General features: G+C 72.5%; 10 protein-coding genes and 1 pseudogene. 9 read left to right on the top strand and 2 right to left on the bottom strand.

Annotation, left to right across the window (positions count from 1 at the left end):
• Positions 1–147: 147 nt before the first annotated feature.
• From glgX to ABZ471_RS43445, 6 genes and pseudogenes are all read left to right on the top strand, one after another.
• Positions 148–2,403, top strand: a complete 2,256-nt coding sequence (gene glgX, locus ABZ471_RS43470) for a glycogen debranching protein GlgX (protein ID WP_359074688.1) — start codon at positions 148–150, stop codon at positions 2,401–2,403.
• A 115-nt stretch (positions 2,404–2,518) separates the two neighbouring features.
• Positions 2,519–3,025: a SigE family RNA polymerase sigma factor gene (locus ABZ471_RS43465; RefSeq protein WP_359074689.1), complete on the top strand. Its 507-nt coding sequence runs from the start codon at positions 2,519–2,521 to the stop codon at positions 3,023–3,025.
• A gap of 10 nt (positions 3,026–3,035) precedes the next feature.
• A complete protein-coding gene (locus ABZ471_RS43460; RefSeq protein ID WP_359074687.1) occupies positions 3,036–3,566 on the top strand; it encodes a hypothetical protein in 531 nt (176 codons plus the stop codon).
• Between the two features lie 167 nt (positions 3,567–3,733).
• A pseudogene (locus ABZ471_RS43455) lies at positions 3,734–4,438 on the top strand (dolichyl-phosphate beta-glucosyltransferase); the annotation flags it as partial.
• A 44-nt stretch (positions 4,439–4,482) separates the two neighbouring features.
• The gene (locus tag ABZ471_RS43450; RefSeq protein WP_359074686.1) at positions 4,483–5,727 is read left to right on the top strand and encodes a hypothetical protein; all 1,245 of its coding nucleotides are present in this window, start codon (positions 4,483–4,485) and stop codon (positions 5,725–5,727) included.
• Positions 5,728–5,860: 133 nt separating this feature from the next.
• A complete protein-coding gene (locus ABZ471_RS43445; protein ID WP_359074685.1) occupies positions 5,861–6,196 on the top strand; it encodes a hypothetical protein in 336 nt (111 codons plus the stop codon).
• A gap of 60 nt (positions 6,197–6,256) precedes the next feature.
• On the opposite strand, the gene ABZ471_RS43440 is transcribed toward ABZ471_RS43445, so the two are convergent.
• Positions 6,257–8,113, bottom strand: coding sequence for an ABC transporter ATP-binding protein (locus tag ABZ471_RS43440; protein WP_359074684.1), 1,857 nt, complete (start codon positions 8,111–8,113; stop codon positions 6,257–6,259).
• Positions 8,110–9,906 (bottom strand): ABC transporter ATP-binding protein, encoded by a 1,797-nt coding sequence (locus tag ABZ471_RS43435; RefSeq protein ID WP_359074683.1) that lies wholly within the window; start codon positions 9,904–9,906, stop codon positions 8,110–8,112. Before ABZ471_RS43435 ends, ABZ471_RS43440 begins: the two co-directional genes overlap by 4 nt.
• A gap of 454 nt (positions 9,907–10,360) precedes the next feature.
• Here ABZ471_RS43435 and ABZ471_RS43430 point away from each other — a divergent pair, with 454 nt between their 5' ends.
• The 3 genes from ABZ471_RS43430 (at position 10,361) to ABZ471_RS43420 (ending at position 16,186) form a co-directional block, all read left to right on the top strand.
• Positions 10,361–12,103 carry an ABC transporter ATP-binding protein gene (locus ABZ471_RS43430; protein WP_359074682.1) on the top strand — a complete coding sequence of 581 codons (1,743 nt, stop codon included), beginning with the start codon at positions 10,361–10,363 and terminating at the stop codon, positions 12,101–12,103.
• Complete coding sequence (locus ABZ471_RS43425) at positions 12,100–13,860, top strand: ABC transporter ATP-binding protein (protein WP_359074681.1); 1,761 nt, start codon at positions 12,100–12,102, stop codon at positions 13,858–13,860. The genes ABZ471_RS43430 and ABZ471_RS43425 overlap by 4 nt, the downstream gene beginning before the upstream one ends.
• A gap of 289 nt (positions 13,861–14,149) precedes the next feature.
• Positions 14,150–16,186, top strand: coding sequence for a M4 family metallopeptidase (locus tag ABZ471_RS43420; RefSeq protein ID WP_359074680.1), 2,037 nt, complete (start codon positions 14,150–14,152; stop codon positions 16,184–16,186).
• Positions 16,187–16,236 lie beyond the last annotated feature (50 nt).

Below are 16,236 nucleotides of genomic sequence, written 5' to 3'. Positions count from 1 at the left end.
GTCGGGAAGCCGTGCGGCGTCATCGATGCGCTGCTCACCCTGGGAACCCCTCTCCACCGGACATACACGACAGGGTCCGGGCACGGTCGGCCCTTCGGCGCGGCCGACTGCGCCCCGCGGGCGAGCCACCGAAAGAGGGGCCGATTGGTGACGAGCGCAGCCGAGCAGCGGGCACTGGCCGAGGGGCGGACCGCCGAGAGCGGGCACCCGGCGGCCGCGGTGAGCGGCGCCCGGCGCGCCGTCCCGCCGGCCCCGCCCGTGTGGCCGGGAGCGCCGACTCCCCTGGGAGCCCGGTTCCGGGTCGGCCCGGACGGGGTCGCGGGCACCAACTTCGCGCTGTGGGCGGGCGGGGCGGAGGCCGTCCGGCTGTGCCTGTTCGACGAGCGCGGCCGGGAGACGCAGATCCCGCTGACCGAACTGACGCACGAGATCTGGCACGGCTTCGTCCCGGGGGTGATGCCGGGGCAGCGGTACGGCTACCGGGTGGACGGCCGCTGGGACCCGTGGACGGGCGCCCGCTGGAACCCGGCGAAGCTGCTGCTGGACCCGTACGCGCGGGCGGTGGACGGCGAGTACGCCGCTTTCGGGTTGCCGCCCGAGGTGTACGGGCACGTGCGGGACTGGCCGGAGCAGCAGATCGCCGACACCGTGCGCGACGACCGGGACTCGGCGCCGCACGTCCCCAAGGGCGTGGTCGTCCACGATGACGACGACTGGTCCGACGACCGCCGTCCCAAGACGCCCTGGGCGGACTCGGTGATCTACGAGCTGCACGTGCGGGGCTTCACGCAGTTGCACCCCGGCATTCCCGAGGACCTGCGCGGCACGTACGCCGGTCTGGCGCACCCGGCCGCGATCGAGCACCTGGTGCGGCTGGGCGTCACGGCCGTGGAACTGCTCCCCGTGCACCAGTTCGCCCACGAGGACCATCTGCTGCGCCGCGGCCTGAAGAACTACTGGGGCTACAACTCCATCGGCTACTTCGCCCCGCACGCGGCCTACGCGGCCTCCGGTACGACGGGCCAGCAGGTCGGCGAGTTCAAGCGGATGGTCCGCGCACTGCACACGGCCGGCATCGAGGTCGTCCTCGACGTGGTCTACAACCACACCGCCGAGGCGGGTGAGCTGGGCCCCACGCTCTCCCTGAAGGGCATCGACAACCGCGGCTACTACCGCCTCCAGGACGACGCGCGCCGGTTCGCCGACTACACCGGCTGCGGCAACACCCTGCACGTGGTCCAGCCCCAGGTGCTGCGGCTGATCACGGACTCGCTGCGCTACTGGGTGACGGAGATGGGCGTGGACGGCTTCCGCTTCGACCTGGCGGCGGCGCTCGCGCGCTCGATGCACGACGTCGACATGCTGTCCCCCTTCCTGGCGGTCATCGCCCAGGACCCGGTACTGCGCCGGGTGAAGCTCATCGCCGAGCCCTGGGACATCGGCTCGGGGGGCTACCAGGTGGGTGCCTTCCCGCCGCTGTGGACGGAGTGGAACGACCGTTACCGCAACGCCGTACGGGACTTCTGGCGCCACGCGCTGCCCGACGTGCGGGAGATGGGCTACCGCCTGTCCGGCTCCAGCGACCTGTACGCCTGGGGCGGCCGCCGTCCCTACGCCTCGGTCAACTTCGTCACCGCGCACGACGGTTTCACCCTGCGCGACCTGGTGTCGTACGAGTCGAAGCACAACGAGGCGAACGGCGAGAACAACCGGGACGGCACGGACGACAACCGCGCCTGGAACTGCGGGACGGAGGGGGAGACGGACGACGAGCGGGTACGGGCGCTGCGGCGCCGGCAGCTCAGGAACCTCCTGACCACCCTGCTGCTCTCCACCGGTGTGCCGATGCTGGTCGCCGGCGACGAACTCGGCCGCACCCAGCGCGGCAACAACAACGCCTACTGCCAGGACAACGAGGTCAGCTGGCTTGACTGGTCCCTGCTGGACGACCCGGCCTGGCGTCCCCTGTTCGACCTGACGTCCCGGCTGATCGCCCTGCGCCACCGGCACCCGGTGCTGCGCCGCCGCGCCTTCTTCTCCGGCCGCGCCCACTCGGCGGACGGACTGCGGGACCTGGCCTGGTTCACGTCCCGGGGCGAGGAGATGACCGAGGGAGACTGGTACGCACCCGCCGCCACGCTTGGCATGTATCTGTCCGGCCGGGACATCCCGGGCCGGGACGAGCGGGGCGCTCCGGTCATGGACGACAGCTTCCTCGCCGTCCTGCACGCGGGCGAGCGCCCGACCGGCTTCCTGCTGCCCGGCCCGCCCTGGGCGGAGCGCTACGAGGTCGTCGTCGACACTTCCCGCGAGGACCAGGCGGAGGCACCGGGTACGGTCCACCGGGCGGGCACGGAGATCACGGTGCCGGCGCGGGCGGTGCTGCTGCTGCGGGTCGAGTGACACCGTTCGGCATCCGTGCGTGACGCGGATCACGCTCGCCGGGTGCAGCGCGCGAGGGGGCCCAGGGCCTTTCCCCTTGTGGAAAGACAGCCGGCGAGGACAGGAACCCATGAGGATGGAGCAGGCTCGGGCCGGTGAGTACGACGCGTTCGTGGCGGCCCGCTGGTCGGTGTTGTTCCATCTCGCCCGTCTGCTCACCGGGGGCGATCGGCACCGGGCCGAGGACCTGGTGCAGGAGTCCTTGGTCAAGCTGTGGTTCGTCTGGCCGAAGGTCGCCGACGAGGCGCCGGAGGCGTATGTGCGCAAGGTGCTGGCCCGGGCCGCGGCCCGCTCGGCCCGCCGGCGCTGGTGGGGCGAGCGGCCGGTCGAGGAGCTGCCCGAGGTGGCGGCGGCCGGCGACCTGCAGGCGGCCGTCGCCGAGCGGTCCCGGCTGGAGGCGGCGCTCGCCCAGCTGAGCCCGCAGCAGCGGGCCGCCGTCGTGCTGCGCTACTACCAGGACCTGCCCGACCGGCAGGTCGCCGAGACCCTGGGCTGCCCGGTGGGCACGGCCCGGTCCCATGCCGCGCGCGGGGTGGCCCGGCTGCGCCGGCTCCTGGCCGACGTCATCGAGCCGGTGGGGTGAGGAAGAAGCCATGGATCACTTCGAACGGCAGCTGGCGCAGCTGATGCAGGGCGCCGAGGAGCACACTCCCTTCGAGGCCGGGCAACGGGAACGACTGCACGCGGGCGTGCGCACCCGGCGCCGGGTGCGGGCTGCGCGCCGGGCCGCCGGGTCCGTCCTGGCGGTGGCCGGGGTCGGTCTCGGGCTGTTCCTGTGGCCGAGCGCGCCGGGCTCCGACCAACCGAGCGCACCCCGACCGCAGACCTCCGTCGGTCCGGAGCCCACCCCGAGCACGTCCCCCGCGCCGGACGAGTCGCCGGGTCCGCCGCCCAGTTCGACGCCGACCACGGGGGCGCCGAACCCGGACGGGACGACGGAGACCTCCGAGCCGCCCGCGACATCGGGGAGCCCCGATCCGGGCTCCGTGGCCCCGCCCACCGGCACGGCCACGGAGACCACCGACGCGCGGGGCACGGCCACCTCAGCACCACCCGCGGGGTCCGCGAGCCCGCCGGACGATCCGTCGTCCACGCCGACCTCGACGGTCGGCCCGACCGGATAGCGCGCCGCCCTCCTTCGTCGCCGCACCACCCTCCTTCGTCACCGCACCGCCGCGCGTTGCTTCAGCGCGCCTCGCACTCGAGAACACAAGGGACTTACGTGATATATCTCCGCTCGGGCCGAGCGACACCGGCCAGGCCCCGGACTCCCCTGCCGCGGCGCGCACCGCTGCCGACCCGTCACGAGGAACCCGTCCTGGACGTGGCCGTGCCGGTGTTCAACGAGGAGACGGACCTGGAGCCGGGCGTCCGGCGGCTGCACGCGCACCTGCGGGACACCTTCCCCTACCCGTTCCGGATCACCGTCGCCGACAACGCGAGCACGGACCACACCCCGCGCATCGCCGCCCGCCTCGCGGCCGAGCTGGCCGAGGTGGAGTGCATACGGCTGCCCGAGAAGGGCCGCGGCCGGGCGCTGCGCGCCGCCTGGTCCGGCTCCCGCGCGCCCGTGCTGGCGTACACCGACGTGGACCTGTCCACCGCGCTCACGGCGCTGCTGCCGCTGGTCGCGCCGCTCATCTCGGGCCACTCCGACCTGGCCATCGGCACCCGCCTCGCCCCTGGCGCCCGGGTGGTGCGCGGCCCGAAGCGGGAGGTCATCTCCCGCTGCTACAACGTCCTGCTGCGCTGCACCCTCGCCGTCGGTTTCTCGGATGCGCAGTGCGGGTTCAAGGCGGTGCGGCGCGATGTCGCCGAGCGGCTGCTGCCGCTGGTGCGGGACGGGGAGTGGTTCTTCGACACCGAGCTGCTGGTGCTCGCCGAGCGGGCGGGGCTCAGGATCCACGAGGTGCCGGTGGACTGGGTGGACGACCCCGACAGCCGGGTCGACATCCTCGCCACCGCACTGGCCGACCTGCGCGGGATCGCCCGGATGCGGCGCGAACTGGCCCGCCGCCGCCGTACGGGAACGAGCGCGGCATGACCGTGACCCTGCAGCGGATGCCCTCGCCGGCCGCGGAACGCCCGTCCGTGCTGCGCCGGCGCGTGCGCGCCGCCGCCCGCCGGCACGGTCCGCCCCTCGCCTTCTACGGCGCCCTGAAGCTCGTGGGCTTCTGCTCCTTCCTGTACCTGCTGGACTCGGCCGGGGACTTCCGCACCAAGCACCCCCGGTTCGGCGGCGGAGCGCACGCGTGGGACGTGCTGGCCACCTGGGACGGCTGGTGGTACCAGCAGATCGCGCTGCACGGCTACGACCCGAAGCTCGTCCACGTCCCCGGCGCGACCGGTCTGATCACGCTGGAGGGCAACTCGGCGGCGTTCTTCCCGCTCTACCCGGCGCTGATGCGGCTGACCTCGGCGGTCACCGGCCTCGGCTCCTACGGTGCCGGCCTGCTGGTCTCCGTCGTCGCCTCGTTCGTCACCGCCCTCGGGATCTACGCCGTCGCCGAATGGTTCGGCGGCCGGCGGGCCGGTCTCGCCGCGGCGGGGCTGTGGGCGGTCTGGCCCGGCTCCGGCGTGGAGTGGGCGGTCTACTCCGACTCCCTCTACGTCGCCCTCGCCGTCTGGGCCTGCTACGCGGTCATGACCCGCCGCTGGCTGACCGCCGGCGTCCTCACCTTCACCGCCGGCCTCAACCGCCCCACGGCCGCCGCGCTGGTCGCCGCCCTCGCCGTCGCGGCGCTCTGCGCCCTGCGCGAGGGCCGCGACGGGGTCCTGCGCCCGCTCCTGGCCATGGCCCTGGCTCCCCTCGGCCTGCTCGGCTACCTGGGCTGGGTGGGATACCGGATGGGCGACTGGGGCGGCTACTTCACCCTCCAGTCGGGCGCGTGGGCGCACAGCTTCGACTACGGCAAGCAGACCTTCGACGTGCTGACGTCCGTACCGGTGGGCCACTTCACCTATCTGTCCGCCTGGCCCTTCGCGGACATCATCGGCGTCGGAGTCGTCCTGCTCGCCTTCGGGCTGCTCCCCCTGCTGTTCCGGCTGCGGCCCCCCGCCGTGCTGGTCGTCCACACCGTGCTGACGCTCGCTCTGGTCCTCGGCAGCCAGCAGATCTTCGCCAACGTCTCCCGCTATCTGCTCCCCTGCTTCCCGCTGTTCCTCCCCCTGGCCGTAGCGATGCGCCGCCTGAGCCTGCGCGTGCAGTGCACGGTCCTCGGGATCGCCGCGCTGGCCTCCGGCTCCTACGCCGGGTACGCGCTCTTCGAACTCGGGGTGCCGTAAGGCCTGTTCTCGACGGGCCGAACGGGTGATTCGCGCATTTGACGGTGACATGCCACGAACATTCCTGCTGCGATGGTTACGGCCCTCATGGGGTCAACAGCGGCAATCATCCGCTTCAGGGAAGGGGACTCACATGCGCGCATGGCAGCGGCTGGCCAGAGTGACCGTCGTCGCGGGTTCGGCGATCGTGCTGGTGGCGGGGGTGTCGACCAGTGCACAGGCGGCGACGGGCAAGTTCTTCTACACCCGGGCCGACACCGGCTTCCGGCTCTCGACCACGAACCCGCCGGACGACCTGTGCATTCCGCTGGAGGGCGGGGCGGGTACCGCGGACAATCTGACGGACACCCCGGCCATCCTCTTCCGGGACGAGGAGTGCAACGTCCCGCAGGACACACTCGCGCCCAACGAGGGCGGTGCCTACGGCGGAGCCACCGTGCCGCACGCGGTGATCTTCCACGCCGGCTAGCGGGCGGAGCAGACCGCCTCGGGGGCGCCTTGCCGGCACTCCCGAGGCGGTTCGGCCGCGCTAGGCCAGACTGTCCCGCCACGCCCGGTGCAGATCCGCGAACCTGCCCGTGCCCGCGATGAGTTCGTCCGGGCGGCCGTCCTCGACGATCCGGCCGTGCTCCATGACCAGCACCCGGTCGGCGATCTCCACGGTGGACAGGCGGTGTGCGATCACCACGGCGGTACGGCCGCGCAGCACGGTCGACATCGCCCGCTGTACGGCCCGCTCGCCCGGGACGTCCAGGGAGCTGGTCGCCTCGTCCAGGATCAGGACCGCCGGGTCGGCGAGCAACGCGCGGGCGAAGGAGACCAGTTGGCGCTGGCCGGCCGAGATGCGCCCGCCGCGCTTGCGTACGTCGGTGTCGTACCCGTCGGGCAGAGCGCTGATGAACTCGTGCGCGCCGATCGCCTTCGCGGCCTGCTCGATCTCCTCACGGGTGGCGTCGGGCCGGCCGATCGCGATGTTGTCCGCGACCGTGCCGGAGAACAGGAACGCCTCCTGCGTCACCATGACCACCCCGCGGCGCAGCTCGCGCATCGCCAGCTCGCGCAGGTCGACGCCGTCCAGCAGCACGCGGCCGTCCGAGGGGTCGTAGAAGCGGGCCAGCAGCTTGGCCAGGGTCGACTTACCCGCTCCGGTGGAGCCGACGACGGCGACGGTCTGCCCGGCCGGGAGCGTCAGGTCGAAGCGGGGCAGCACCTCGCCGCCCGTGCGGTAGGCGAAGCGCACCCCGTCGAAGACGACCTCGCGACCCGGGAACTCGCTCTTCGGCGAGGGGAGTTCGCCGGGCTCCGACGGCTCCGGCACGGACGGCGTCTGCGCCAGCAGCCCCGCGATCTTCTCCAGGGAGGCGGCCGCCGACTGGTAGGAGTTCAGGAACATGCCGAGCCGGTCGATCGGGTCGTACAGCCGCCGCAGGTACAGCACCGCCGCCGCCAGCACACCCAGCTCCAGCGAGCCCGACACCACCCGGTGAGCGCCCCACAACACGATCGCCGCCACCGCCGCGTTGGCCACCAGCCGGGACCCGACCACATACCGGGCCATCTCCAGCAGCGCGTCCCCGTTCGTCCGCTCGTGCCGTCGGTTCAGCACGGCGAACTCGGCGTCGTTCGCGGCCTCGCGGCGGAACGCGCGCACCGGACGGATGCCGTTCATCGTCTCCACGAACTTCACGATCACCGCCGCGATCGCTGTGGATCTGGCCCCGTACACCCGTCCCGCTCGCCGCTGGTAGACCCGCACGAGCACGTACAGCGGCACGAAGGAGGCCACCGCGACCGCGCCGAGGCCGAGGTCCAGCCACAGCAGCATCGCCGAGATGTAGACGAGCGACAGGACGACGGTCACCAGCTCCTGGAGCCCCTCGTTGAGGAGTTCGCGCAACGACTCGACGTCCGTCGTGGAGCGGGAGATCAGCCGGCCCGAGGTGTACCGCTCGTGGAAGTCGACGCTCAGGGCCTGGGCGTGCCGGAAGATCCGGCCGCGCAGGTCCAGCAGCACGTCCTGGCTCACCCGGGCGGATGCCTCGATGAACGCGACCTGCAGTCCGCCGGAGACCAGCGCGCACAGCAGATAGCCGACGGCGACCGCGATCAGCGGGCCGTGGTCGTGGTCCCGGAACGCCGGTACGGCCTTGTCGATGGCGTACGCCACCAGCAGCGGGCCTGCCTGCACCGCTGCCTGCTGGAGCAGCAGAAGGAGCGTGGTGAGGGCGACCCGGGCCTTCATGGGTGCGAGCAGCGAGCGCAGGAGGGTGGCGGTGGCGCCGGGCGGGGTGGGCAGGACGTCCCGGTCGAAGGGGTCGCCGGCGTCCTCGGGGCGCGGGAGTTCGTCGTCGCCGGTGGCGGGGGCGGCGGTCGTCGTGGTGGTCATCGGTCGTCCTCCGGGTCGCCTTGTTCGCCGGACATCAGGTGCGCGTACTCGGCGTTGCCGCGCAGCAGTTCCTGGTGGGTGCCGACGGCAGCGATGCGGCCCCCGGACAGCAGGGCGACCCGGTCGGCGAGCAGCACCGTGGACGGGCGGTGGGCCACGATCAGCGCGGTGGTGTCCGCGAGGACCTGCCGCAGCGCGGCCTCCACGGCGGCCTCCGTGTGCACGTCCAGGGCGGACAGCGGGTCGTCCAGCACGAGGAACCGCGGCCGGCCGACGACCGCGCGGGCCAGCGCGAGGCGCTGCCGCTGGCCGCCGGACAGGCTCAGGCCCTGTTCGCCGACCTGGGTGCCGATGCCCTGCGGCAGCGCGTGCGCGAACTCGGCCTGCGCGACGGCCAGGGCCCGGTCGAGGTCCGCCTCTCCGGCGGTGCCCTCCGCCGCGCCCATGAGCACGTTCTCACCGACGCTCGCCGAGAACAGGGTGGGTTCCTCGAAGGCGACGGCGACCTCGGCGCGCAGTTCCTCACGGGACATCGCGGTGATGTCGACGCCGTCCAGGGTGATACGGCCGGAGGTCAGCTCGTGGAGGCGGGGGATGAGGGCGGTCAGGGTCGTCTTTCCGCTGCCCGTGGCTCCGACGAGGGCCATGGACTCGCCGGGGCGGACGTGGAGGTCGATGCGGTCGAGGAGGGGCGGGGAGTCGGGTGGGGCGTCGGGGTAGCGGAACCGGACGTTCTCGAAGCGGAGCCCGGGCGCCTGTCCGGCGCCGGTGTCGGTGTCGTGCGTGAGCACGCCGGTACTTTCCGGCTCCTCGTCCATCACCTCGAAGTACCGCTCCGTGGCCGTCGCCGCCTCCTGGCTCATCGCCAGCAGGAAGCCGATCGAGTCCACCGGCCACCGGAGCGCAAGTGCCGTACTCAGGAAGGCCACCAGTGTTCCGGCGGACAGCTCGCCATCGGCCACCTGCAGCGCGCCCAGCACCAGCGCCGCCCCGATCGCCACCTCCGGAAGGGTCACGATGACGCCCCAGATGGTCGCCAGCAGCCGCGCCTTGCGCAGTTCCGTACCGCGCAGCGTCCCGGACAGCGCCCGGAACGCGCGCGCCTGGCTGCGGTGCCGGCCGAACCCCTTGATGATGCGGATGCCGAGGACGCTCTCCTCGACCACCGTCGTCAGGTCCCCGACCTGGTCCTGGGCGCGCCGCGCCACCTTCGCATAGCGCCGCTCGAAGACCACGCAGGTCCACAGCACCGGGACGGCGGGGCCGAGGATGACCAGCCCGAGCACCCAGTCCTGCACCAGCATGATCACCACGCCGACGAGGATCGTCACCCCGTTGACCAGCAGGAAGGTCAGCGGGAAGGCGAGGAACATGCGCAACAGCATCAGGTCGGTCGTGCCCCGGGAGAGCAACTGGCCGGACGCCCACCGGTCGTGGAAGGAAACGGGCAGCCGCTGCAGATGCCGGTACAGACCCGCCCGCATCTCCGCCTCGACGTGCGACAGCGGCCGGGCCACCAGCCAGCGCCGTATGCCGAACAGGACCGCCTCGGCGACGCCGAGCAGCAGCAGATACAGCGCTCCGAGCCACACGCCCGCCGGATCCCGGTCGGCGACCGGCCCGTCGACCATCCATTTCAGGACGAGCGGGATCACCAGTCCCGCACAGGAGGCGACGACCGCGACGAACGCGGCCGTGAACAGCCGGGCCCGCACGGGGCGGACGTACGGCCACAACCGCAGCAGGGTGCGGACGGCGGATCGGTCCTCGGCGGTTGCACGTGTCGTGGGCATCATCGCGAGCCTACGGATCCGCACTGACATCGCCCACCGAGTTTTGGCCGGACCTCGGTCGGCCGCTGGTCCTACGACCAGGGCGTTCGAGCAGTCGTACGAGGGAGTCGAGGAGCCGTGCAGAGTGGTCGCAGCCCGCCATCAACCGATCGGACGATGCCGCTTCGAGCGCGACGGCCGATGTGCCGGACCCCGCCCGCCCGGGACCCTCGACCCATGCCATCCGTCATCGAAGTCACCGATCTACGCAAGTCCTACGGCGGCCGCACCGTAGTGGACGGCTGCTACTCGGCCGCCGGGCAGCTTCCGCGGCGACTCGTCCTGCCCGCACCCCGGCTGAACCGTCACGGGGAACGGCGTCTTATTCGTTGGATCGACCATCCTTATCCTGAGTACCTTCGACGTCTCCTGTCAGGTCCGCCCTGCCCGGGAGGCCGAAGGGAACGGGGGCAGGATGATCGACGCGTACGAGGACCCCGGAACGCCCGACACACGTGGCGGCTGGCACTACCTGTGGTGGCTGGTGTCCCGGCAGCCGGTGCGGTCGGTGGTCGGGGCGTTGCTGGGCAGTACGTGGATGGTGCTGCTGGCGGCGCAGCCGTACATGCTGGCGCGGGCGGTGGACGACGGGCTGGTCCCGGGCCGGACGGGTGTGCTGGCCTGGTGGACCGTCGCGATGTTCGTGGCCGGCGCGGTGAACGCCTGGCTGAGCATCATGCGGCACCGCACGATGACCCGGGTGCGGATGGACGCCAACTTCCGCACGGTCAAGCTGGTCGTCGAGCACGCGGCCCGGCTGGGGGCGGTTCTGCCGCGCCGGGCCGGGGCCGGCGAGGTCGTCACCATCGGGGTCGGCGATGTGGCGATCGTCGCCCAGGCACTGACCGTGGTCGGGCCCGGGGTGGGCTCCATCGTGGTGTACCTGGTGGTGGCCGGGGTGCTGCTGTCCATCTCGGCGCCGCTGGCCGCGGTGGTGCTGCTCGGGGTGCCGGTGGTCGCGCTGCTCACCGGGCCGCTGACGCTGCGGCTGCAGGGCGCGGAGAGCGAGTACCGGGAGCGGCAGGGCGTGCTGACCGCGCGCATCGGCGACCTCGCGGGCGGGCTGCGGGTCCTCAACGGCCTGGGCGGCAAGGGGCTGTTCTCGGACGCCTTCCGGAAGGACTCGCAGCGGCTGCGGGCGCAGGGCTACCGGGTGGGCGCGGTGGCCAGCTGGGTGCAGGCGCTCGGCGTGGGCCTGCCCACCCTGTTCCTGGCCGTGGTGACCTGGCTCGCGGCCCGGCTGGCCGCCCAGGGGTCCATCAGCATCGGCGAGTTGGTGGCGGTGTACGGCTATGTGGCCGTGCTGATCGGGCCGGTGGCGTTCTTCGTGCAGATGGCCTACGAGCTGAACCGGGGCGTGGTGGCCGCCCGCCGGGTGGTACGGCTGCTGCGCCTGGAGCCGGAGCCGGACGAGGGGAACAGGACCGCGCCCGAGGGGCCGGCCGAGCTGTGCGACCCGGCGTCCGGGGTGCGGGTGGCGCCGGGCGGGCTGGTCGCGCTGGCCGCCGCCCGACCCGCCGAGGCCGCCGCCGTGGTCGACCGCCTGGGCCGGTACGGGCCCACCGACGCCACCTGGGGCGGGATACGGCTCGACGCGGTGCCGCTGGCCGACGTACGGGGCCGGATCCTGGTCGCGGACAACGAGGCGGACCTGTTCGCCGGACCGCTCCGAGAGGTCGTGGCCGCCGAGCACGCGGCCGACGAGGCCGCGCTGCGCCGGGCGGTGCACGCGGCCGTCGCCGAGGACGTCGTACGGGGACTGCCGGACGGACTGGACTCGGCCGTGGCCGGGCAGGGCCGCAGCCTCTCCGGCGGGCAGCGGCAGCGGATCCGGCTGGTGCGGGCGCTGCTCGCCGATCCCGAGGTGCTGCTGGCCGTCGAGCCGACCTCGGCGCTGGACGCGCACACGGAGGCGACGGTCGCCGAGCGGCTGCGGGAGGCGCGGGAGGGCCGTACGACGGTGGTGGCGAGCACCTCGCCGCTGGTGCTGGACCGGGTGGACACGGTCCTGTTCCTGGTCGACGGCAAGGTGACGGCGGTCGGTCCGCACCGGCGGCTGCTCGTGCAGGAGCCGGGCTACCGGGCGCTGGTGGCGCGAGACGCCGAAGATGCCGAGGACGATGCGGCCGCGGAGGCCGCCGGGGAGGCTGTGCGGTGACGACGGACACGGGGCTGCTGCCGGTCGCGGACCGGGCCGGTGTGCGGCGGGCGACCGTGCGGCTGCTGCTGGCCGACCGGCGTGCGTTCACCGCCGCGCTGGTGCTGAACGCGCTGTCGGCCGCGGCGGGGCTGGCCGGGCCGTGGCTGGTCGGACGGATCATCGACGAGGTACGGGCCGGACACGGGGTCGGCGCGGTGGACCGGCTGGCGCTGTGGATCCTGGTCTGCTCGGTGGCCCAGTTGCTGCTGGCACGCTGGGCGCGGTACGTGGGACACCGGTTCGGGGAGCGGACGCTGGCGCGGGTGCGCGAGGAGTACGTCGACCGGGTGCTGGCGCTGCCCGCCTCGGCGGTGGAGCGGGCCGGCACCGGCGATCTGACCGCGCGCGGCACCGCCGACGTGGCGACCGTCGGGACCACGCTGCGGGACGTCGGTGCGGAGCTGCTGGTGTGCACCGTGCAGGCGCTGTTCGTGCTCGGCGCGGTGTTCGCGCTCGACCCGGTGCTGGGTCTGTTCGGCGTGCTCGGTCTGACCCCGATCTGGCTGGCGCTGCGCTGGTATCTGCGCCGGGCCCGGGACGGCTACCTCGCCGAGGGCGCGGCCACCTCGGAGGTCGCCGAGATCGTGGCGGCGACCGCTGCCGGGGCGCGCACGGTCGAGGCCTTCCGGCTCCGCCGGCGCCGGATCACGGCGAACCGGGACGCGCTGGAGACGTCCCGCCGGACCCGCTTCCACACCCTCTACCTGCGGTCCGTGTTCTTCCCTGCGGTCGAGGTGACGTACACCGTGCCCGTCGTGGGCGTGCTGCTGCTCGGCGGGTGGCTGCACGAGCGGGGCGTGGTGGGCGTGGGCGCGGTGGTGGCAGCGGCCCTGTATCTGCGGCAGTTCACGGAACCGCTGGACCAGATCCTGATGCGGGTGGAGCAACTGCAGAGCAGCAGTGCCTCGTTCGCGCGGGTGGAGGGGCTGGCGCAGGCGCCCCGGGCGGAGGCGGAGGGAAGCTGTCCGGAGCCGGCGGACGACCGGATCGATGTGCGCGGGGTGCGGTACGCCTACGAGCGCGGCGGTGAGGTGCTGCGCGGGGTGGACCTGACGGTGCGGCCCGGGGAGCGGCTGGCCGTGGTCGGCCCGTCCGGCGCCGGCAAGACGACCCTGAGCAGGCTCCTCGCGGGCATCGACACACCGGGGACGGGCACGGTGACGGTCGGCGGCGTGCCGGTCGCGGCACTGGAGCCGGAGCGTCTGCGCCGTCAGGTGGTCCTGGTCACCCAGGAACACCACGTCTTCCTCGGCACGGTCCGGGACAACCTCCTGATCGCCGAACCCACGGCCACCGACGCCGACCTGTGGGCGGCCCTCGCGGCGGTGGGCGCCGACGACTGGGTCCGCGCCCTCCCGTCCTCCCTGGACACCGCCGTCGGCCCGAACGGCCACCCCACCGACGGCTCCCAGGCCCAGCAACTGGCCCTGGCCCGCGTGGTGCTGGCGGATCCCCACACCCTGATCCTGGACGAGGCCACGGCGCTTCTCGATCCGACCACGGCCCGCCACACCGAACGCGCCCTGGCTGCGGTCCTGGAGTCCCGCACGGTCATCGCCATCGCCCACCGTCTCCACACGGCCCACGACGCGGACCGCGTGGCGGTCATGGAGGACGGCCTCCTGACGGAGCTGGGCACCCACGAGGAACTGGTGGCGGCGAACGGGGCGTACGCGTCCCTGTGGCGGACCTGGCACGGAGACCCGTCCTCCTGAGGGGTCGGTCCGCGGAGCGCCTGACGGAACAGTTCGCATAGCGAACATGAACAACCGGTCAACGAACCATTTCCGGCCAACTTTCTGACGCGGTCCTGACAGAACGCGTGATCCCCTGCCACTCTTCCCACGGCCGACCCACAGCAACCCCACAGCTCTGCATGCTCCGCGTGGACCGGCTCTGCACCTGCACGTGGTTCCGCGTAACGCCCTGTTCTGCCCGGACGTCCCAACCCACCGTCCGGTCTCCCCTGGCCGCGCGACCCGCGGTCACGCAGAAGGAGTCAGTGTGAGTAGCACCTCTCGCAGACGCACCTCCCACACAGCGCACCGCCGCACCGCCGCCGTCGCCCTCGCGGGCGTCGCAGCCCTGGTCGCCGCAGCCGTCCAGTCGGGCGCCGCGTCCGCCGCCCCGGCGAAGCCGCAGGCCGGCAAGGTCAACCCCGCCCATGTGGCCCTCAAGCTCACGCCCTCGCAGCGCACGGAGCTGATACGGCACGCCGATGCCGAGAAGGCCGCGACGGCACGGGCGATCGGTCTGGGAGCCCAGGAGAAGCTGGTCGTCCATGACGTCGTCAAGGACGCCGACGGGACGCTGCACACCCGCTACGAGCGGACGTTCGCGGGCCTCCCGGTGCTCGGCGGCGACCTCGTCGTGGAGACCGCCAAGTCGGGCGCGACCAAGAGCGTCATCAAGGCCACCAACGCCTCGCTGAAGGTCTCCGGCCTCACCCCGGCCGTGTCGAAGGCCTCCGCCGAGAAGCAGGCCGTCCAGCGGGCCAAGGCCCTCGGCGGCAGCAAGTCGGCCGCGGACAGCGTGCGCAAGGTGATCTGGGCCGGCTCCGGCAAGCCCGTCCTCGCCTACGAGACGATCGTCGGCGGTCTCCAGGACGACGGCACCCCGAACCAACTGCACGTCGTCACCGACGCCGCCACCGGCAAGAAGCTCTTCGAGTACCAGGGCATCAAGAACGGTGTCGGCAACACCCAGTACAGCGGCCAGGTGACGCTGACGACGACCCAGTCGGGGTCGAACTACACACTGAACGACGGGGCGCGCGGCAGCCACAAGACGTACAACCTGAACCACGGCAGCTCCGGCACCGGCACCCTGTTCTCCCAGACCAACGACACCTGGGGCAACGGGACCACGTCCAACGCGGCCACCGCGGGCGCGGACGCCCACTACGGCGCCGCGGTCACCTGGGACTTCTACAAGAACACCTTCGGCCGCAGCGGCATCAAGAACAACGGCGTCGGCGCCTACTCCCGCGTCCACTACGGCAACTCGTACGTGAACGCCTTCTGGGACGACGGCTGCTTCTGCATGACCTACGGCGACGGCTCCGGCAACGCCGACCCGCTGACCTCGCTCGACGTGGCGGGGCACGAAATGAGCCACGGCGTCACCTCGAACACCGCCGGCCTCAACTACAGCGGTGAGTCCGGCGGCCTGAACGAGGCCACCTCCGACATCATGGGCACCGGCGTGGAGTTCTACGCCAACAACTCCAGCGACGTCGGCGACTACCTCATCGGCGAGAAGATCGACATCAACGGCGACGGCACCCCGCTGCGCTACATGGACAAGCCCAGCAAGGACGGCGCGTCCAAGGACAGCTGGTACTCCGGCATCGGCGGCATCGACGTGCACTACTCGTCGGGCCCCGCGAACCACTTCTTCTACCTGCTGAGCGAGGGCAGCGGCACCAAGGTCATCAACGGTGTCACCTACAACTCGCCGACCGCGGACGGCCTCCCGGTCACCGGCATCGGCCGCGACAAGGCGCTGCAGATCTGGTACCGGGCGCTGACCACCAAGTGGACGTCCACCACCAACTACGCGGGCGCCCGCACCGGCACCCTCGCGGCGGCCGGCGAGCTGTACGGCACCACCAGCGCCGAGTACAAGGCCGTGCAGGACGCCTGGGCGGGCGTGGCGGTCGGTTCGCGCTCCGGTGGCGGCGGGGGCGGCGGCACCTCGTACGAGAGCACCTCGCCGGTGTCGATCCCGGACAACGGGCCCGCGGTCACCTCGAACATCACGGTCTCCGGCAGGAGCGGAAACGCGCCGAGCAACCTCTCGGTGAGCGTGAACATCACGCACACCTGGCGCGGTGACCTGGTGATCGATCTGGTCGGCCCGTCGGGCACCTCGTACCGCCTGAAGAACTTCTCGTCCTCCGACTCGGCGGACAACGTCACCGACACCTACACGGTGAACGCCTCCTCCGAATCGGCCAATGGCACCTGGAAGCTGAAGGTCCAGGACCAGGCGGCGCAGGACGTCGGAACGATCAACAGCTGGAAGCTGACGTTCCCGTAAACCGCATGCCACAGGCTCGGGAACAGCGCGCCGCCGGAGGGTCCGCGGAC

The sequence above is a fragment of the Streptomyces sp. NPDC005728 genome (assembly GCF_040630895.1).
GTDB lineage: Bacteria > Actinomycetota > Actinomycetes > Streptomycetales > Streptomycetaceae > Streptomyces.
This window is presented reverse-complemented; position numbering and strand designations above follow the sequence as displayed.